This window comes from Clostridium moniliforme (assembly GCF_017873235.1).
GTDB lineage: Bacteria > Bacillota > Clostridia > Clostridiales > Clostridiaceae > Clostridium > Clostridium moniliforme.
Genome location: NZ_JAGGJZ010000001.1, coordinates 407,195 through 428,514, shown reverse-complemented (window position 1 = coordinate 428,514; position 21,320 = coordinate 407,195). Strand labels below are relative to the sequence as shown.

Below are 21,320 nucleotides of genomic sequence, written 5' to 3'. Positions count from 1 at the left end.
CATGATAAAGTAATAAAGCAAGGAGGGAGAGTAATGAAAAAAGTAGGAGTTAATTTAGTTGCATGGATTTTAGTTGTATTAGTAGGAGCATCACTTATACATATTTTAAACAAAAATAATTATAAAAGAGATGAAAATACAATTGTAGTAGGATATGACGATACTTTCGTTCCTATGGGATTTATAAATAACAATGGAAAAGTAGTTGGATTTGATATAGATCTAGCTAAAGCAGTAGGTAAAAAGATAAATAAAAAAATAATATTTCAGCCAATTGATTGGACAATGAAAGAAACAGAACTTAGAAATAAAGATATAGATTTAATATGGAATGGATATTCTATTACAAAGGATAGAGAAAAAGAAGTAGATTTTTCAATTCCCTATATAGCAGACAGACAAGTTATAATTGTTAGAGCAAATTCAAAGATAAAAGATAAAAAAGATTTTAAAGGTAAAAAACTTGGAGTTCAAGCAGCATCAAGTGCAGCAGATGCTGTTATGAAAGATAAGAGTTTTGTAAATAGTCTAAATGGAGGAAATTTTGTATCTTACCAATCAAATAATGATGCTTTAATGGATTTGGATGCAGGGAGAATAGATGGAGTTGTGGCAGATGAAGTTCTTGCAAGATATTATATGAATGCACGTGGAAATGAAAAATATAAGGTTTTAAAAGATGACTTTGGAAAAGAATTTTTTGCTGTTGGAATGAGAAAAGGAGATACTTCTATGCAAAAGGAAATAAATAAAGGGTTAAAGGCTGTAATAGAAGATGGTAGTGCAAAAAAAATATCAATTAAGTGGTTTGGAAAAGATATAGTTCTTAAGGAGGGACAAAAATGATAAATTTTGAAGTATTACTTCCTCAAATATTAGGAGGATTAAAGATTACTCTTGGAGTATTTATTTTAACATTAATTATATCAATACCTTTAGGAATGATAACATCAATAGGTAGAATTAAAGGTAATAAATTATCTAAAGGAATTATTGATTTATATATTTTAATTATGAGGGGAACGCCATTACTTTTACAAATAATATTTATTTTCTTTGGACTTCCTCTAATAGGAATAAGATTTGGAAGGTTCAATGCAGCTATAATTGCTTTTGTACTAAATTATGGGGCATACTTTGCAGAAATATTTAGAGCAGGTATTGAATCAATAGATAAGGGGCAATTTGAAGCTTGTGAGATGCTTGGATTATCAGAATGGGATATTTATACTAGAATAATTATTCCACAGGCATTTAAGGTTGTAATTCCTCCAATAGGTAATGAAGTAATAAATTTAATAAAAGATACAGCTCTTGTTTACATAGTTGGACTTCAAGATATTTTAATGGTTGGAAAAATAGCAACAAATAGAGAAGCGTCACTTTTTCCATTAGTAATTGTAGGAGCAATATACTTAATATTAGTAATTATATTAACTAATATATTTAAAAGATTAGAGAAAAGAAATAGTTATTATAGATAGGAGATAATATTATGTTAGAGGTTAAAGGCATTAAAAAAAGTTTTGGAAATAACAATGTTTTTGAAAATTTAGATTTAAATATAGAAAGAGGTAAAACTGTTGTTGTTGTTGGGAGGTCAGGAGAAGGTAAAACAACTCTTTTAAGATGTATTACAGGTCTTGAAAAATGTGATGATGGAGAAATAATAGTAAATAATAAAGTATTTTGTAAAAATGGGAAATACGTTCAAGGAAAAGAATTAAAAGAAGTTAGAAAGGATATAGGGGTTGTATTTCAAAACTTTAATCTCTTTCCACATATGACAGTACTTGAAAATGTTATTGAAGCCCCAATTAAAGTATTAAAGAAAAGCAAAGAAGAGGCTATTATAATGGGAAAGTCTATATTAAAAAGTTTATCAATGGATGGTAAAGAAGATAATTATCCTTGTGAACTTTCAGGTGGACAAATGCAAAGAGTTGCTATTGCAAGGGCTTTAGCTATGGAACCTAAAGTATTGTGCTTTGATGAACCAACTTCAGCATTAGACCCTAAAACTACTCTAGAAGTTAGTGAGATTATAAAAGATTTAAATAAAAAAGGAATAACAATAATGATTATTACCCATGATATTTCCTTTGCAAATATAGTTGCAAATAAGGTTTTAAAAATGGAAAATGGAGCACTTCAATAAAATTTTTATTGAAGTGCTTCTTTATAAAAATAATTCTGAGTAAAATGATAAGAATTTTTCTAAAAAGTATTGACTTAAAAAAGAAAATGATATATATTATTAACAAATAATAATTATCGTTTACGAAGAGGAGAGGAATTATGAAAATTAATATTATATATCATTCAAGTACAGGAAATACAGAAGAAATGGCAAATTTAATTGCAAGTGGAGCTAAAGAAAGCGGTGCAGAAGTAAATTTAATTACAATGGATGGGGCATCAATTGATGATGTAAAAAATTGTGATATAGTTTTATTAGGATCACCAGCAATGGGAGCTGAAAATTTAGAAGAAACAGAAGTTGAACCATTTGTTGAATCAATAGAAGGAGAAGTTTCAGGAAAGAAAATGATTTTGTTTGGATCATATGGATGGGGCGGCGGAGCCTTCATGACTGAATGGGAAGATAGAATGTTAGATGCAGGAGTTGATCTTTTAGAAAGAGAAGTTGTTGTTCAAGAGTTTCCAGAAGGTGAAGCTGCTGAAAAGTTAGTTGAACTTGGAAGAAAAATTTCAAAATAGAAATTATTAAATTAAAAAAATACCCTTACACATTATGTGTAAGGGTATTTTTATTTTTAATATTTTATATGAACTTAAAATATAGAGTTAAATTTAGGTAACTTATTGACAAAATAAAAAAGAAATAATATACTATCAATAAATAATGATAATCAATATCAATTAAGAAAGAAGATGATAGTATGAAAATTAATATTATTTATTGGACTGGTAGTGGTAATACAGAGGAAATGGCAAATTTAATTGCAAGTGGAGCAAGGGAAGAAGGAGCAGAAGTAAATATAAAACATGTAAGTGAAGCATCAATTGATGATGTTGAAAATTGTGATGTAGTTTTATTAGGATCACCAGCAATGGGAGATGAAGTAATAGAAGAGTGTGAAATGGAACCTTTTATTCAATCAATAGAAGGTAATATTTCAGGAAAGAAAATGATTTTATTTGGATCTTATGGCTGGGGAAGTGGACAATGGATGACAGAATGGGAAGAAAGAATGTTAGATGCAGGAGCTGATCTTTTAGAGAGAGAAGTAATAGCAAATGAATTTCCAGAAGGTGAAGATAAGAATAAATTAATAGAACTTGGTAAAACTATAGTAAACAGATAATAAGTACATAGGAGTGTTGAAGATGGAGATAAAAATTAAGCAGTTTATGAACAAATTAAAATATATGAATGACATAGAACATTTTGATAAATATATGTTATTTTTATTAGCCCCTGTTGTAAGTGGACTTAAACCATCTTCAACAATTACTCTAAGTAAAGAAAGTATTGAATATATTACTTGGAATTATTATAAAGATGACTTTTTAAAAAAATTTAGCTTAAAACATATATTACTTAGAGAAGATAACAAAGCAATAATATTATTAATATACGAAGAAAACAGATTAAAAGATTTTATAAATAATGAAAGCACTGTAAATTTTTTATCAAAGTTAGGATATAATCTTAAATTAGACTTAGATGTTACATTACATAAATTAGTTGAAAGATATAACAAATTTCATTGTCCCCATGAACTTGGAGTATTTTTAGGTATTCCACTAGAAGATGTTATAGATTTTATGGAATGTACAACTAAGAAATGCCTGTTATGTGGATACTGGAAAGTATTTAACAACTCTAAAAATGCTGAAGAAATTTTTGAAAGTTATGATAAGTCCAAAGGTATTGTTTTAGACTATGTAATTAAAGATAATAAAGTAGAAGATATAATTTTATTATTAAAAAATCAATTTAAAATGGTATTTTAAAAGAGTCTTAATTTAAGACTCTTTTTAATATATAACAAATTAAAAATAATAAATTTACAAAATATAAAATAGAAAAATAATAAAAAATTAAGTGAAAAATGGAATATATAGTGGTTATATTTATAATTTCCCATATAATTAAAAGAAATTTAGAATTAATATGGTTAAATTACGATTAATGGTTGATATTTTAAGTTTTTTAAAGATAAATTTATTTTATAAAGATGTTAATAAGTTATATAATATAAAATGGACTGTAATTTAAAGGGGGAAGTATGATGAAAAAGATAAAAGAAGGAGTCAGTGATATTTTTCCCAATAGGAATAATTTAAAAATTAGATTAATATGGGAGTCAGCTCTTATAGGAATAATCACAGGGTTAATTATTGTTGCAAATAGATTATTAGTTGAAAAATTATCTCCTGTATTAATTAAATTTTATACATATTCTAAAGGGCATCCATTGACAATAATACTAGCTTTTGTAGTTTTAGGAGCTATGGGATTTTTTGTTGGTTGTTTAGTAAAGGGAGATTCTATGATTTCAGGAAGTGGTATACCACAAGTTGAAGGTATACTTATGAAAAAGCTTAAAGTTAATTGGCTTAGAGTTTTAGTCTATAAGTTTATAGGTGGGACTATGGCATTAGTAGCAGGGTTATCTGTTGGACGTGAAGGACCATCAGTACAGATGGGAGCTTCAGTAGGTCAAGGTTTTTCAGAAGTATGCAAAAGAGTAAACATAGAAGATAAATTTTTAATTACAAGTGGTGCAAGTGCAGGTCTTGCAGGAGCATTTAATGCACCGTTATCAGGAGTTATTTTTGCTTTAGAGGAAGTACATAAAAATTTTTCACCTTTAGTATTATTATCAGCAATGTCAGCATCTATTGCAGCTGATTTTATGTGTAAAAACTTTTTAGGACTTAAACCATCACTTGGATTTTCTAATGTAAGTGTATTTCCATTAAAATATTATTGGGCACTTATAATATTAGGTATAGTTGTTGGTTTTACTGGAGTAGCCTTTAGTAAAGGAATACTTAAAACTCAAGATATTTATGCATCTTTTAAAAAAGTTCCAGTTCAAGTAAAGGTTATGGTACCATTTTTATTTGCTGGAATAGTTGGTCTTACAGCACCAATTCTTTTAGGTGGTGGACATAAACTTATAATGAGCTTAGTAAATGGAGGCTTTTCAATACAAATTTTATTTGTATTTTTATTAGTTAAATATTTATTTACTTTTATAAGTTTTGGATCAAATGCACCAGGGGGAATATTTTTTCCTTTATTAGTTTTGGGTGCTATAGTTGGAAATATTTTTGGAATAATAATTTGTGGATCTACTAATATACCAACAATTTACATAATAAATTTTATAATACTTGCAATGGCAGGGCATTTTGCTTCAATAGTAAAAGCACCAATTACAGGTATAGTATTAATTACAGAAATGTCAGGATCTTTTGAACATTTATTAGCTCTTACTATTGTTGTAATTGTTTCATATGCAACATCAGATATATTAAAATCAGAGCCTATATATGAAAGCCTTCTTGAAAAGAGACTTAAAAATCTTGATAAAAATGAAAATGAAAGTGAAATTGATGAAAGTAAGGCATATACAAAAAAGACATTACTTGAAATATCAGTATTTATGGGAAGTAAAGTTGAAGGTAAGCTTATAAAAAGTGTAGAATGGCCAGACCATTGTCTTTTAGTTGCTATAAAAAGAGGTGGAAAAGAAATAATACCAAATGGTAGTACTAGAATATTGCCAGGAGACTTTTTAGTTGTTCTTGTAGATGAGGATAAAGCGGCAGGTGCATTAGAAAAATTACAGGAACTTTCATCAAAAGTAGAAATTGAAGAGTGATTATAATATATAATATTTTGGTAATACTAAAAAAGGAGTTAGATTAAATTCTAGCTCCTTATTTATATAATTAAAAAAGGTGTGATTAAATGGCCATTCTAGTTAAGATGAATGAAATTAAAAATAAAAAAAGATTGAAATTTGAATTAAATAAATTTTCAACAATATTTACTTTTTTAATTAATATGGTTATAGTTAAGTTTATTTTTGAACTAGTAAATAAGATTTTTAATATCTATATTTTATTAGGAGATTTTGAAGATTTAGTTATCATAATATTAGCACTAATTTCAACTTATATATATTCTAAAAAAAGATATTTAAAAAAACAATATGAAGATAGTAGCTTTACTAAATTAAAAATAGATAATGTTTTAGAAAATAATATTATTCCAAAAGTATTAGTTAACTTAAATGATGAAAATTACATATTAAAAAATTTAAGTTTTAAAGATAGGAAAGGAATAAATAATATAGATACAGTAGTAATAAATAAAATAGGGGCATTTATTATATATATTAAAAATGATAGAGGTGTAATTACAGGAAATTTAGAAGATAGCAAATGGAAATTAAATTTAAATGGAAGGATTAAAAAAATACAAAATCCTATATTTTTAGCAAAAAAACAAAGGGATAGATTTAAAGAATATTTGAAAGATAATGGTTACGATATAAATATTATACCTATAATATATTATAATAATAAAGAAATTGAAGTTAACTTAAAATATAATGTTAATGAAGTCGCGATCTTTAATGAGTCTGGAAATGAAAATTTAATAGAATATATAAAAAGTTATAAATCCAAAAATAATATAAGTGTTGAAGAAATATTAGATATTATTTTAAAAATAAAAGCTAAGTAACTAGTAATATTTTTTATTACTAGTTATTTTTTATATAAAAACAACTAGTAAATTATGCAAATATATATAATTTTTACTTATATATATTTTATATAAAAATAAATATTTCAAAATAAAATCCTGCAATTGTATTTTATAAAAAGGCATTTGTATTATATAGAAATACAATAAAAAAGTAATATATAAATAATTCAAAAACTAATAAAATAATCAATTTATTAATTTATTAATAAAAAATAGGCATTTAAAATAACAAAATATCATTATAAATAGACAAAAAAATTTAAAGGAATAATAAAGAACTTGAAATTTCAACTCTAAAATGATACAATTTCATAGTAACCAAAAAGAACAAAAAGAATTTTGGGATATAATTAATTGCAAAATAAGCAAAGACATAAACAAATGAAAAGGGGAATTTTTATGACAACATTAGACGTATCTGTTAAAAAGAGTAGGTTAAAACACCCACCAGGTCTTTATCTATTGTTCTTAACAGAAATGTGGGAGAGATTCAGTTATTATGGTTTAAGATCACTTTTAATGCTTTACTTAACAGTAAGCTTTGTACAAGGTGGTTTAGGATACAGTGTAAGTTCAGGTGCCTTTATATATGCAGTTTATACAGGTTTTACATATTTTACTCCTATAATTGGAGGATGGCTTGCAGATAATTTCTTGGGACAAAAAAAGGCTATAATAATTGGAGCAATTATTATGGCAATTGGAAATTTTGCTTTATTTGCAGATGGAAGCAGAATTGGTCTTTACATAGGATTAGCACTATTAATTGTAGGTAACGGATTCTTTAAACCTAACATATCAACAGTAGTAGGTCAGCTTTACGATAAAGAAGATAAGCGTAAAGATTCAGCCTTTACAATATTTTATATGGGAATTAACTTAGGATCATTAATAGCACCTTTAATATGCGGATTATTAGCAGAAGATATTTTTGCAAAAACTGCAAATGGTGCAATTATACATTACGGATTCAAATATGGATTCTTAGCAGCAGCTATAGGAATGGTACTTGGAGCAATTATATTTGTTACATTTTCACCTAAGTATTTAGCTCATGTTGGAGGACTTAATAAAGAGGTTAATAAGACAAATGAATATAAAAAAACTAATGCTAATAAACCTTTAACTAAACAAGAAAAGAGAAGAATTGGAGCTATATTAGTTCTTGCAGCATTTGTTATTTTCTTCTGGACAGGTTTTGAACAAGCAGGAAGCTCATTAACAATATTTACTCAAAAATTAACTAATAGAGAAATTGGTGGAATGACAGTTCCAGTTGCATGGTTCCAATCATGTAATCCAGTATTTGTTTTAATTCTTTCACCAATATTAGCTAAACTATGGATTAAATTAGCTAATAGAGAAAAAGGTGATTTATCAGTACCAGTTAAAATGGCAATGGGTATGATTATACTAGGAATAGGTTTCTTATTTATGGTTGGTGCTGTTCTTTCAATTGGTGGAGCTGAAAATCCAGTAGCAAAAGCAAGTATGTGGTGGATTGTATTAACATATTTCTGTAATACAGTTGGAGAGTTATGTTTATCACCAATAGGTTTATCAATGGTATCAAAACTTGCTCCTATTAAGTATGCATCATTATTAATGGGAATATGGATGGCTGCATCAGGTATAGCTAATCTTTCAGCTGGTCTTATAGCATCAAGATTAGAAGCTTTTGGACCTTTAGAAATATTCGGAGGAATATCAGCTGTTTGTATAACACTTGGAGTAGTATTATTATTACTTAGCAAAAAGATTTCAAAATTAATGGAATAAAATAATATATTAGAGCTATTTTCTAAAATTAGAAAATAGCTCTTTTTGTCTTTTATTAAAAAATAAATTTTTTTAATAAAAATATTGTATGAGTACATTTGACAAGTGTATAGGGTAATAATAATATAAAGAAGGAAATTATAATTGATAATTTGGAGGAAATAAAAAATGAAAAAAATGGGAACAAATAAACTTGTAATGATGGCTATGTTTGCTGCATTAATTTTTTTAGGGACTTATATTCATATAGAAATTCCAATAGGTGGAGGAGTTTCTATGATTCATTTAGGAACAACTGTTATATTTATAGTTGCAGTATTAATTGGAGAAAAGGCTGCTCTTCCAGCAGCAATAGGAAGTGCACTTATGGATGCATTAACTCCAGCATTTGCACTATGGGTTATACCAACATTTATAATTAAAGGAGCAACAGGATATGTAGCTGGTAAAGTTGCCTTTATGAATGGAAAAGAAGGAAAAAGCACAATACAAAATATAATTGGATTTATATTAGGTGGAATAGTATCTTTATTTGGATATTTTGTTGTAAATTGGGCAATATTTAAAGGGTGGCAAGGAGCAGTAACATCACTTTTAACTTCAATAACAACAACAGCAATAGGTATTGTTATAGCAATTCCATTATCAATGGCACTAAAATCAGCAACTAAAGGTTTTGTAGAAAAACTAAACTAAGAAAGGAAGAAAAAGTTTTGAAAAAACCTATAAAGAGAGCCTTAGTAATACACAGTTTATGTAGCGTTGGAAAAGCATCTCTTACAAATATTATTCCAATAATGAGTATAAAGGGAATAGAAGTATGTCCTATACCTTCTGTTATATTATCAACTCATACAGGAGGATTTACGAATATATCTAAATTAGATAGTAAAGATTTTATTGAAAAAGGAATTAATAGTCTGTTTTCTAATGAAATTAAATTTGATTTATTTTTTATTGGATATTTAGGAGACATTACAAAAGTAGGAGAAATTATAAATTTTTTAAAGGAAAGAGAAAATAAATTAGTTATATTAGATACTATATTTGGAGATAATGGAAAGTTATATAGTGGTTTTGATCTTAAATATGTAGAAAAGATTAGGGAACTTTTGAAATTTAGTTATGTTATTACTCCAAACTTTACTGAAGCATTATATTTAACTGGTAGAGAAGGGCAATATAATAGTTTTAGTTATGATGATATAAAGGATATAGCCTATGATTTAAGAAAACTTGGAGCTAAAAATATAGTAATTACATCTGTTCCTTGTAAGGATAACTTAATTGAAATAGCAGTTCTTGATGAGAATGGATTTAATATTATTTATCATGAAAAATTAGAGAAATCTTATCCTGGTACAGGAGATATTTTTGCAGCAGTTATGTCAGCAGAAATTCTTAATGGAAATTCAATAAAGGACAGTGTTAAGAAAGGATCAGATTTTGTAAAAGGTTGTATAGAGTATAGTATGAAATATGATTATAGTACAAAAGAAGGAGTACTATTAGAAAAGCAATTGTATAAATTAATTGAAAAATAATTAAAGGTGGTAAAATTACCACCTTTTTATTTTTTATGAAATTTTGATATATAGAAAGTTATTATTAATGTTAATGCATAATCAAAAATAATAAAAGCAAATTGTGCTGCAATTAAAAGTGCCCATAAAGGAAATTTAAAGTTAATATTTCCTACAAAAGATGTAAAAACATAATAACCTATAAATAACATAATATTTGAAAATACTAGTTTTAATATTATTTCTAAGGGCAACTTATTAAGCTTTTCTATATAGTATTTAATAAGACCATATATTCCAAAGTAAAGTATAAAAGGAATCATTATTTTTAATGGAATAAAGAAAAAACCTATAATAGAGGAAGCTACATAAACAAAAATACCAGTTTTTATGTTACTTCTCATTATTGCAATAGGTACATAACAGGATGAGATAGTAAGTATTGCAAAAGTATTTATTGGTATTATTAAGTTTATATATAAGGTTAAAATAGTTAATGCAATAAGTATTCCACCAACACTTAAATCTTTAGCTTTTAAATCCTTCATATAAATTAGTACCTCCTAAAATTACTAACAACAACCTATTAAATCGCCTCCAAAACATTCGCAAAGAGAATCTAAGCACCATAAATTTAAACAACAACTACAAGGATCAACTCCACCTGTTCCAGCTGTTCTATAAGGATTTCCGTAATTTACAGTTCTTTGATTTACTTGATTAAGCGCCTGTCTATATTCAAAATTATTAGGATCCATATTTACTGCTGTTTGAAGATACTGAACTCCTGAATCATACCATCCTCTTTGAATTTTACATATTCCCATTAAAAAGTTCCATTCAGCACTTCTATTAGACATTGAATTTAATTTGGATTCTGCTGCATCTATATTTCTCATTTGAATAAGTCTTCTTATTTCTTGAAAAGCATAAGCATCTCCTGAAGTTGAGTTATTATAACTATTGTTATTGTAACTATTATTTGTATTATATGAATTATTTGAAGAGTTATTACCTTTTGTTAGGGTATCATAAGCCTGATTTATCTCAGCAAGTTTTTCCTGTGCTAGCTCCTTAAGAGGATTATCACCATATTGGTCTGGATGATATTTTTTTACTAATTTTCTATATGCACTTTTAATTTCTTCTTGAGAAGCACCTTCTTTTACTCCAAGTATTTCGTATGGATTCATTTATATTTCCCTGCCTTTCTTTTTTGTACAATCACATTTATTTATTATTTTCATATATTTATCCATCATTCCAAGATTGATTATATTTTCTAAAATTTCTTTATTTCTTGCAAGTGGAAGTACTTCTAATATTTCCTTGCAAGTATATGCACAATTAAAGATACTAAATTCTAATCTCTTTTCTATATTTTCTAAAAATTCTTTATAAGGTAGATTATCTTTATTATATAAGAAATTAATAGGATTAAATTTGTTATTTTTAATATCCTCTTCTAAGTCATCTAATGCATCTATTAGATATATCCATTTTCCAAGGGAATATCCAAAGTTATAAAGATTACTTCTAAGTTCATCTGAATCTTTATTAATTGAATAAGGATATTTTGATAATATTTCTCCAACTATTTTGCTAAAGGGATCACATATTTCATCAATTGATGAAAAGTTCTTTTCCTTTTCAAATTTAGTTAAGAGGTTTAAATTCTCTTTTATTATATCATTTATATGTAGTATTTCCTTTTTAAATTTCTTTTTATAGGGTGATAAAAAGAATGCTTCTATTTTGCTTTTTACATTATTATCATCTTCTATATCATCTAATAATTTATAGTAAAAAAGAGATACATTCATACTAGCTGCATAAAAAAGAGCCTCATTATTTAAAACTATAGGTTTTTCTTTTATTGGATGAACTATACATTTTTTCATCTTAACTTCAAGCTCTTTAGGATTTAATCCATCTAATAATAGAGCTAAAAAAGTCATATCATAATTTAAAGTTATTCTAGGTATGTTTCCAAAATATTTTTTTATGTGAAAACAAACTCCACAATAATAACTTCTAAATTGATTAAATTCCCTAATTTTTAATTCTGGTTTTAATGGAGTAACATATCCAAACAATTATAAACAACACTCCTTATTTTAGTATAAAAACATTATACAATAGTTCCTTATAAATAAAAACACATTAAAAAACTAAAAAGTTAAGTTATAGGATATTTTCAAAATTTTATAAAAAGTGGAACAAATAATTGACTATCAGTCATATAGTGATATAATGAAAATATATTAAATGACTATTAGTCATACAAGGGGGGAGAGAACAGTGAAAAAAATTGCGAAATGGATTTCAAATCATACTAAATTGGCATTATTAATAACGGTCATATTAATAGTTCCAGCTATATTTGGAATGATAAGTACAAGAATTAATTATGATATTTTAAGTTATTTACCACAAAATCTAGATTCAACTAAGGGACAGAAAATTTTAGATGATGTATATTCAGATGCTGCAACTTCAATGCTAATAATTGAAGGTATGCCAGAAAAATATGTGGTAAACCTTAAAAATAAAATAAAGGAAGTTAAAGGGGTAGAAAATGCACTTTGGATTGATGATGTAGTAGATATATCTGTTCCAAAGGAGATATTACCAGATAAGGTTAAAAGTAAAATTTTTAGTGGAGATGCCACAATGCTGATTATAAAGTATAAGGGATCAGCAGCATCAGAAAGCACATTAAATGCAATTAGTGAAATAAAAACTATGATGAACAAGCAATGTTTCTTAAGTGGAATGTCAGCTATTATTAAAGATACTAAGGATTTAGCGGATAAAGAAACTCCATTTTATGTAATATTAGCTGTAATTATATCATTAGGAGTTTTACTAATTTCAATGGAATCTACCTTTGTACCAATAATCTTTTTAATTTCTATTGGAATTGGAATATTATACAATCTTGGATCTAATATTATATTTGGAGAAATATCCTATATAACGAAAGCTTTAGCGGCAGTATTGCAACTTGGGGTTACAATGGATTACTCTATTTTCTTAATGCATAGGTATGAAGAAGAACTTTTAAAATTTGATAATAGAAAAGAAGCTATGGCAGAAGCTATATCAACTACAATGTTATCTATTTCAGGTTCATCTTTAACAACAATTGCAGGTTTCTTAGCTTTATGCGCAATGGATTTAACACTTGGAAAAGATATAGGAATTGTAATGGCAAAAGGAGTTGTACTTGGAGTTATATGTTCAGTAACAGTATTACCAGCTCTTATACTAACTTTTGATAAATTAATACACAGATTTAAGCATAAGACAATAATTCCTGAATTTAATAAACTTTCAAAGGTAGTAACAACACATTATAAAGTATTTATAGGAATATTTTTAGTTATGCTACTACCAGCAATTTGGGGGTCAGAACATGCTAAGGCTTATTATAATTTAGATGAGACATTACCAAAGGATATGCCATCTATAGTTGCAACTAATAAATTAAAAGATAAATTTAATATGATGACAACACATTTTGTTCTTGTAAAAGATAATATTAAACCATATAAAATGAAAGAAATGACAAGTAAAATAGAAAAAATAGATGGTATAACATCAGTTCTTTCTTACGATAAATTAATAGGACCTGCGATGCCAGAAAGTTTTATTCCAAGTGATGTAAGGGAAACATTTAAAAAGGGTGGCTATAATCTTATATTAGTAAATTCAGAATATAAAGCAGCAAAGGACGAGGAAAATAAGCAAATTGATGAACTTACAACTATTGCCAAAGAATATGATAAGGAAGCTTTAGTTGCAGGAGAAGGACCTCTTACAAAGGATCTTATAACAACTTCAGATAGAGACTTTAAAATGGTTTCAATATATTCAATAATTGCAATATTTGTAATTATATTAATAGTATTTAAATCTATATCAGTACCAGTTTTATTAGTTGCAGCTATAGAGTTTGCGATATTTATAAATATGGGAATACCTTATTATACAGGCACTACAATACCATTTGTTGCAAGTATAGTAATAGGAACAATACAACTTGGAGCTACAGTTGATTATGCAATACTTATGACTTCTAGATTTAGAGAAGAACTTAGACGAGGTTATAAGAAACAAGAAGCAATTTTAATTGCAGTTAAAGGTTCAGCAAAATCTATAGTAACTTCTGGATTAACATTCTTTGGAGCAACAGGTGCCGTTGCAATAGTTTCTGATATGGCATTAATTAAAAGTCTTTGTTTCTTAATTTCAAGAGGAGCAATAATTAGTATGTTAGTAATTTTATTTATACTTCCATCATTATTATTAGTTTCAGAAGGATTAATTAATAAAACATCAATTAAATGGCGTACAGAACCTGAAAATTTAAAAGAAGAAACAGTATAAAAGGTAGGGGGGATAGATATGTATAAATCAATGTCTAAAAGAGTAATAGCATTAGTTATAATAGGAAGTATGTGTGCAACTACAGTTGCAAGTGCATCAGAAGTAAAGAAAGATGAGAGTGTTTATGTAAATTTAAGATCTAGTGGGCAAGTAGAAAAGATAACAGTAACTAACTGGCTACATTCAGATAAAGGAAATATAGATGTTACTGATAAATCAAATCTTTCTAATATACAAAATGTAAAAGGTGAAGAGGCTCCAGTTAAAGAAGGAGATACTCTTAAATGGAAAACAAATAGTAGTGATATTTATTATAAAGGAGATACAAAAGCTGAATTACCTCTTGATGTAAATATTAAGTATTACTTAAATGATGAGAGAGTTGAAGAAAAGGATATAGCAGGTAAGTCAGGAAAAATAAAAATTGAAATAGAACTTAAAAATAATAGTTATAAAAACGTTAAAATTGGAGGCAAGGATAGAAAAATATATACTCCACTTTTAGCAGCTACTGTAGTTACTCTTCCAGTAGATAAATTTAAAGATATAACTATAAACGAAGGAACAATGGTATCAGAAGGAAATAATAATGTTGTTGCATTTCCAGCCTGTCCAGGTTTAAAAGAAAGTTTAGATTTAGATGATAAAGATTTAGATATAAATCTTGACAACAAACTTGTTATAGAAGGATATACAGATAATTTTGAACTTGGACCAATAATGATAACTGCAACTACAGAATTACCTAACTTAGATAAAATAGAAAAGGCAGATTCAATAGATGAGTTAAAGGATTCTTTAAATAAATTAAAGGATGCATCAGATGAATTATTAGAGGGTACTGGAGCTTTAAGTGATGGTATTATGACAGCTAAGAAAAAACTAGATGAAGGCAAAGGTAAATTAAATGATAATACTTTACAAGAGGCTATAGGGATATTACAATCTGATGAAAAGATAAATAGAGCCAATAAATTAATTGATGATGCCTATTTTGCAAAAAATATTAATACTGAAAAAGGAAAACAAGTTTTAGGATTATTAACTGAAAATAATATTAATAATATTAATACTTTAGTTTCTGATGGACAAGCAATTTTAGTTCATAAGGGGCAAATAGAGGCAGCAGTTAATACATTTAAAGGACTTTCAAGGGATGATGGCTTTAATAAACTTTTAAATGATACTATGAAGGCTAAAAAAGTATATGAAAATGTAAATCCAAGTACCATTAAAAAGTTGAATAAAATGAGTGAATTAGCTACAAGTGGTAATTTAAATAAAAGTCAAAATCTATTAAAAGAGACATTAGAAATACAAAAGGAATTAGCTGGAGTTCAAGGTCCATTAAATTCACTAATAAATAATGCACCAGGAAATAATACGGAAGAGAAGGCTAATAACTTCTTAAATGGTGTTAATGGACAAATTAAGAAAACAACATTAATGATAAATGGAATTGATTCTAACAAAATGCAAGCAATGTCAAAAGATGTATCTAGTTATGGTGAAGGTTATTTAATCTTTAAAGGAATACTTGCAGGTGATGTTGCTACTTTTGCTAAACAAGGAGTAGAGCCTTCAAAAGCACTAGCAATGTCAAAAGCTAAGTTATGTAAGTATATAGATGGAGTTTATGGAGGTAATGGTGCTAAACTTAAAGCCTTAGTAAATAGTATGACATTAAAAGATATATCAAAAGAAGGTATAGGAAATGACTATACTAAAATGAATGCATATGGTAAAACAATGAATGGCTTGATGAAAGATGTAGAAACAGTTAAGGGATTAACACCAGTTTTGGATAAAACAAGTGCTTTTCTATCAAAGCCTGGACAAACAAAGAAATTTGCTAAATTCTATTCAGATATAAATAATAAAGAAAATCAAAAACTTATGAATGCAGCAGCAGAAGGTTTTTTAAGCTTAAATGAAGAAGACTTAAAGGCTATAAATTCACTTAAGGATAATTTAATGACAGTTTCAAAAGATATTGAGGAAAATAAAGAAAATATTGAAACTATAAATAAAATGGTTAAGGGGTTAAAAGATGATAAAGAATTAGTATCTAAAATAGAAAAGTTCTCTAATGATTTAAATAAATCACAAGGCACAATAAAACAAATAGAAAATGTTTTAGGAAATGGAAGCAGTTATGACATTAAAGAAGCTAAAAAAATGGGTGAAAAACTTTTAAGTATGCAACAAGATTTAAAAGATAGTAGTGATATTTTAAGAATAACTAAAACTTCATTAGATAAAAATAATGTTAATAGAGCTAGAGAGTTATTAAATAGCTTGCCATCATTAGAGGATGGAGTTAATAAATTAGCAGATGGAAGTCAAAAACTTAATGATGGAATGAAAAAATTCAATGAAGAAGGAATAGAAAAAATTTATGACAAAGGAAATGATGGAGTAGAAAATATTAATAATGCAATTGAAGTTAAAGATGAATTAGTTAAGATGTCAAAGGATTATAATACATTTTCAGGAAAAGAAAAAGATATGGATGGATCTGTAAAATTTATTATGAAAACAAATGAAATAAAAGCACCAGAAAAGGAAAAAGCTTCTGTTGATACAGAAGAAAATAAAGGTGGTTTTATAGATTGGTTAAAAGGAATATTTGAAAAAATATTTGGATAGTATATAAGGAAAATGTTAATAATAATATTGACCTTTCAAGGCTAGGAGGGTTACGTAGGTTTAAACAAAGGAAGCTGGTGATTTATTCACCAGCTTTTTTGTATTAACTTCTAATATATTTAGTGTTATTAGGCTTATTGAGATATATAATTTCTGGGTATAATTGTGATTAACTTTTAGTATATTGAGGCTTATTTAAATAAATAATAATATAATTAAATTTAATTTTATATATAAATTTATTATTTACAAAAAAGAGAAATGTTATCCATAAAAAGTAAATAAAACACAAAAATCCGTAATAAAAACTGAAATATATATAATATAATTCGTTAATACACGAATAATTATAATATATATATTAATTAATATTGACATTATTTATAGGCGGTGGTATGCTGAAATTACCAAAACAATTATTAAAAAACAAGTAATAATGTTCGTATTTTTAAAATGGTGGAGGGGAAGATATGGTTAATATAAAAACAATTTTCGTTGAAAAGAAAGATGGATTTAATGTAGAGGGTAAACTTTTATTAAATGATTTTAAAGAAAATCTAGGAACTTATAATTTAGAAAAGGTAAGAGTTTTAAATAAGTATATAATTGGAGAACTTAGCGAAGAAGATTACAATAAAGCTGTACATAGAATTTTTATGGAACCACCAGTAGATAATATATATGAAGAAAGTATTGAGCTAGGTAAGGATGAAACAGTTTTTGCAGTAGAGTATTTACCAGGACAATATGATCAAAGAGCCGATTGGGCAAAAAAATGTATAATGTTATTAACAAAGGATAACAATGAAACAGAAGTAAAATCATCAAAGGTTATTATTTTAAAGGGTAACCTGTCTAAAGAAGAAATAGCTAAAATAAAAAGCTATTATATCAATCCAGTAGATTCAAAAGAAGTTAATCTATATTCTAAAGAATTATCACAAGATTTCATAGTACCTAAAGATGTAAAAATATTAAATGGTTTTAGAGAAAAAAGTAGAGAAGAACTTAAAAGTTTTCATAAAGAACAAGGTCTTGCAATGAGTATTGAAGACTTAATAATGATAAGGGATTATTTTAAAGAAGAAAAAAGAGATCCAACTATTACAGAAATAAAAGTAATAGATACTTATTGGTCAGATCATTGTAGGCATACTACCTTTGAAACATCAATTAAAAAGGTTGAAATAGAAGAAAATAAATATACAATTCCAATAAAAAAAGCTTATGAGGCTTATATAAAATCTAGAGAATTTGTATATGGAAAAGATACAAATAGAAAAATATCATTAATGGATATAGCTGTTATAACTATGAAGGAAATGAAAAAGAAAGGTCTTTTAGAAGATTTAGATCTTTCAGATGAAATAAATGCTTGTTCAATAAAAGTAAATTTAGAAACAACTAATGGAACAGAAGAATATCTTTTAATGTTTAAAAATGAAACTCATAACCATCCAACAGAAATAGAGCCTTTTGGTGGTGCAGCTACTTGTTTAGGTGGTTCAATAAGAGATCCACTATCAGGAAGAACTTATGTGTATCAAGCAATGAGAGTAACAGGAGCAGCAGATCCAACAGTTAATATTAATGAAACATTAAAGGGCAAACTTCCACAAAGAACAATTACTTTAGGGGCAGCAAGTGGTTATAGTTCTTATGGAAATCAGATAGGACTTGCAACTGGACAAGTTGATGAAGTTTATCATCCAAATTATGTAGCAAAGAGAATGGAAATTGGGGCAGTTTTAGGAGCAGCACCTAAAGAAAATGTAGTAAGGGAAGAACCAAAATTAGGTGATGTTGTAATTTTACTTGGAGGAAGAACTGGAAGAGATGGAGTTGGTGGGGCAACAGGTTCATCTAAAGAACATACTGAAGATTCAATAAATGAATGTGGTGCAGAAGTTCAAAAGGGAAATCCAGTAACAGAGAGAAAGATTCAAAGATTATTTAGAAATAAAGATGTATCAACTATGATAAAGAGATGCAATGACTTTGGGGCAGGTGGAGTATCTGTAGCAATTGGTGAATTATGTAGGGGGCTTAATATAAATTTAGATAAGGTTTTAAAAAAGTATGAAGGTTTAGATGGAACTGAACTTGCAGTTTCAGAATCACAGGAGAGAATGGCAGTAGCTTTAGCTAAAGAAAATGCAGAAAAGTTTATTAAATTTGCAGAGAAAGAAAACTTAGAAGCAGTAATTGTAGCAGAAGTTACAGATGATGATAGATTAAAAATGACTTGGAGAGGAAAGACAATTGTTGATGTAAGCAGAAGTTTCTTAGATACAAATGGAGCTACAGCAGTTACTGATATAAAAGTTAAAGCACCTAAAGAATATCCATATGAAATTAAAGATGTAGATGTTAAAGAAAAATGGATAAATACATTAAAAGAATTAAATGTTTGTAGCAAGAAAGGTTTAATAGAAAGGTTTGATTCAACAATAGGAGGAAATACAGTTTTATTACCTCTTGGAGGAAAGTATCAAAAGACACCAGCAGAAGGAATGGCTGCAAAAATTCCAGTATTAAATGGGGAAAGTAAGGATGCATCACTTATGGCTTATGGATTTAATCCATACCTTGGAATGTGGAGTCCTTTCCATATGGCTTTTTATTCAGTTATAGAGTCAGTTACAAAAATAACTGCAATGGGGGGAGATTATAAAAAGGCTAGGTTAACCTTCCAAGAGTATTTTGAAAAACTTGGTGAAAATAAAGAGAGATGGGGAAAGCCATTTAGTGCATTACTTGGAGCATATAAGGCACAGGAAGATCTTAAAATTCCAGCAATAGGAGGAAAAGATTCAATGTCTGGAAGTTTTGGAGATATAGATGTACCACCAAGTCTTATATCCTTTGCAGTTACAGTGGAAAAGGCAGATAAAATTATTTCACCAGAATTTAAAAAGATAAATTCTAATATTGTTCTCCTTAAAGCTGAAAAACTTGAAGATGGAACAATTGAAATGGAAGGATTTAAGAAAAATTTAAATAAAGTTTATAAACTTATTTCAGAAGGAAAAATAATTTCAGCTTATTCTCTTAAATTTGGAGGAGTTGCTGAAGGAATTACAAAAATGGCAATAGGAAATAGAATAGGGGCTATATTAGATAAACTTTCAAAGGATGAATTATTTGGATTTAATTATGGAAGCTTAATATTAGAAGTTAAAGAAGAAGTTTATATAAAGGAAGCTTTTGAAGGAACAAACTATAAATTAATAGGAAAAACATTAGAAGAAGAATATATTAAATGTCCAGAATATAATGTTGAATTTAATTTAGAAGAGTTAGAAAAGGCATATGAAGAAAAATTAGAACCTGTATTTAAGTCAAAGATAAATGAAAATTGTAATAAAGTAGAAACTGTTTTAAAAAGTGAAAAAGGAATTATTTCACCAAAAATAAAGGTAACTAAACCTAAAGTAGTTATTCCAGTATTTCCAGGTACAAACTGTGAATATGACTGTAAAAGAGCATTTTTAAAAGAGGGAGCAGAGGTATCAGAAGTTCTTTTAAGAAATTTAAATAGAGAAAGTCTTTTAGATTCTATAGAGAATTTAAAAAAAGAAATTGATAAATCACAAATTATAATGCTTCCAGGAGGTTTCTCAGCTGGAGATGAACCAGATGGTTCAGCTAAATTTATAGCAACAATATTTAGAAATGAAAAAATAAAAGAATCAGTAATGGAATTACTAAATAATAGAGATGGACTTATTCTTGGAATTTGTAACGGCTTCCAAGGACTTATAAAACTTGGACTTTTACCATATGGAGAAATTTTAGATATAAAGGAAGATATGCCAACATTAACTTACAATAATATAAATAGGCATATGTCAACAATGGTTAGAACAAAGGTAGTTTCTAAAAAGTCACCTTGGTTTAATGAGGTAGACCTTGGAGAAATTCATACAGTTCCAATATCTCATGGAGAGGGAAGATTTGTGGCATCAGAAAAGGTATTAAAGGAACTTTTAGAAAATGGCCAAATAGCAACACAATATGTAGATTTAAATGGAGAAATTGCTATGGACATGCCATATAATCCAAATGGTTCAATGCTTGGAATTGAAGGAATAACAAGTGCTGATGGAAGAATACTTGGAAAGATGGCTCATAGTGAAAGAATTGGAGACAATCTTTATAAAAATATAGAAGGAAATTTTGATGAAAAAATATTTAAATCAGGAGTAAATTATTTTAAATAA

The 21,320-nt window shown here is 27.3% G+C and carries 17 protein-coding genes; 14 read left to right on the top strand and 3 right to left on the bottom strand.

The annotated features are described in order from the left end of the window. The first annotated feature begins 33 nt into the window (after positions 1 to 33). The 11 genes from J2Z53_RS01995 to J2Z53_RS01945 all read left to right on the top strand — a co-directional run bounded on the left by J2Z53_RS01995 (position 34) and on the right by J2Z53_RS01945 (position 10,077). Positions 34 to 846 carry an amino acid ABC transporter substrate-binding protein gene (locus tag J2Z53_RS01995; protein ID WP_209795549.1) on the top strand — a complete coding sequence of 271 codons (813 nt, stop codon included), beginning with the start codon at positions 34 to 36 and terminating at the stop codon, positions 844 to 846. Beyond that, entirely contained in the window at positions 846 to 1,484 is a 639-nt protein-coding gene (locus tag J2Z53_RS01990) for an amino acid ABC transporter permease (protein WP_209795819.1), read from the top strand. The genes J2Z53_RS01995 and J2Z53_RS01990 overlap by 1 nt, the downstream gene beginning before the upstream one ends. 11 nt (positions 1,485 to 1,495) lie before the next feature. Next, positions 1,496 to 2,158, top strand: coding sequence for an amino acid ABC transporter ATP-binding protein (locus J2Z53_RS01985; protein WP_209795548.1), 663 nt, complete (start codon positions 1,496 to 1,498; stop codon positions 2,156 to 2,158). A gap of 137 nt (positions 2,159 to 2,295) precedes the next feature. Next, positions 2,296 to 2,721 (top strand): flavodoxin, encoded by a 426-nt coding sequence (locus J2Z53_RS01980; protein WP_209795818.1) that lies wholly within the window; start codon positions 2,296 to 2,298, stop codon positions 2,719 to 2,721. Between the two features lie 182 nt (positions 2,722 to 2,903). Next, on the top strand, positions 2,904 to 3,329 hold the full coding sequence (locus J2Z53_RS01975) for a flavodoxin (RefSeq protein ID WP_209795547.1): 426 nt from the start codon (positions 2,904 to 2,906) through the stop codon (positions 3,327 to 3,329). Positions 3,330 to 3,351: 22 nt separating this feature from the next. Then, complete coding sequence (locus J2Z53_RS01970; RefSeq protein ID WP_209795546.1) at positions 3,352 to 3,981, top strand: DUF3793 family protein; 630 nt, start codon at positions 3,352 to 3,354, stop codon at positions 3,979 to 3,981. Between the two features lie 275 nt (positions 3,982 to 4,256). Then, positions 4,257 to 5,861, top strand: a complete 1,605-nt coding sequence (locus J2Z53_RS01965; protein ID WP_407927648.1) for a ClC family H(+)/Cl(-) exchange transporter — start codon at positions 4,257 to 4,259, stop codon at positions 5,859 to 5,861. 89 nt (positions 5,862 to 5,950) lie between these two features. Further along, entirely contained in the window at positions 5,951 to 6,730 is a 780-nt protein-coding gene (locus J2Z53_RS01960; protein ID WP_209795544.1) for a nuclease-related domain-containing protein, read from the top strand. A 405-nt stretch (positions 6,731 to 7,135) separates the two neighbouring features. Continuing rightward, positions 7,136 to 8,533 carry a peptide MFS transporter gene (locus J2Z53_RS01955; protein ID WP_407927647.1) on the top strand — a complete coding sequence of 466 codons (1,398 nt, stop codon included), beginning with the start codon at positions 7,136 to 7,138 and terminating at the stop codon, positions 8,531 to 8,533. Positions 8,534 to 8,701: 168 nt separating this feature from the next. Continuing rightward, a complete protein-coding gene (locus tag J2Z53_RS01950) occupies positions 8,702 to 9,229 on the top strand; it encodes an ECF transporter S component (protein WP_209795542.1) in 528 nt (175 codons plus the stop codon). A 17-nt stretch (positions 9,230 to 9,246) separates the two neighbouring features. Then, a complete protein-coding gene (locus J2Z53_RS01945; RefSeq protein WP_209795541.1) occupies positions 9,247 to 10,077 on the top strand; it encodes a pyridoxamine kinase in 831 nt (276 codons plus the stop codon). A gap of 26 nt (positions 10,078 to 10,103) precedes the next feature. On the opposite strand, the gene J2Z53_RS01940 is transcribed toward J2Z53_RS01945, so the two are convergent. The 3 genes from J2Z53_RS01940 to J2Z53_RS01930 are packed head-to-tail and all read right to left on the bottom strand — an operon-like array spanning position 10,104 to position 12,152. Next, a complete protein-coding gene (locus J2Z53_RS01940) occupies positions 10,104 to 10,604 on the bottom strand; it encodes a hypothetical protein (RefSeq protein WP_209795540.1) in 501 nt (166 codons plus the stop codon). Between the two features lie 24 nt (positions 10,605 to 10,628). After that, the gene (locus J2Z53_RS01935; protein WP_209795539.1) at positions 10,629 to 11,249 is read right to left on the bottom strand and encodes a J domain-containing protein; all 621 of its coding nucleotides are present in this window, start codon (positions 11,247 to 11,249) and stop codon (positions 10,629 to 10,631) included. Next, positions 11,250 to 12,152 carry a DUF5685 family protein gene (locus J2Z53_RS01930; RefSeq protein WP_209795538.1) on the bottom strand — a complete coding sequence of 301 codons (903 nt, stop codon included), beginning with the start codon at positions 12,150 to 12,152 and terminating at the stop codon, positions 11,250 to 11,252. Positions 12,153 to 12,357: 205 nt separating this feature from the next. On the opposite strand from J2Z53_RS01930, the gene J2Z53_RS01925 reads away from it, so the two are divergent. From J2Z53_RS01925 to J2Z53_RS01915, 3 genes are all read left to right on the top strand, one after another. Next, positions 12,358 to 14,448: an efflux RND transporter permease subunit gene (locus tag J2Z53_RS01925; RefSeq protein ID WP_209795537.1), complete on the top strand. Its 2,091-nt coding sequence runs from the start codon at positions 12,358 to 12,360 to the stop codon at positions 14,446 to 14,448. Between the two features lie 18 nt (positions 14,449 to 14,466). Continuing rightward, a complete protein-coding gene (locus J2Z53_RS01920) occupies positions 14,467 to 17,097 on the top strand; it encodes a hypothetical protein (protein WP_209795536.1) in 2,631 nt (876 codons plus the stop codon). Between the two features lie 470 nt (positions 17,098 to 17,567). Next, on the top strand, positions 17,568 to 21,320 hold the full coding sequence (locus J2Z53_RS01915) for a phosphoribosylformylglycinamidine synthase (protein ID WP_209795535.1): 3,753 nt from the start codon (positions 17,568 to 17,570) through the stop codon (positions 21,318 to 21,320).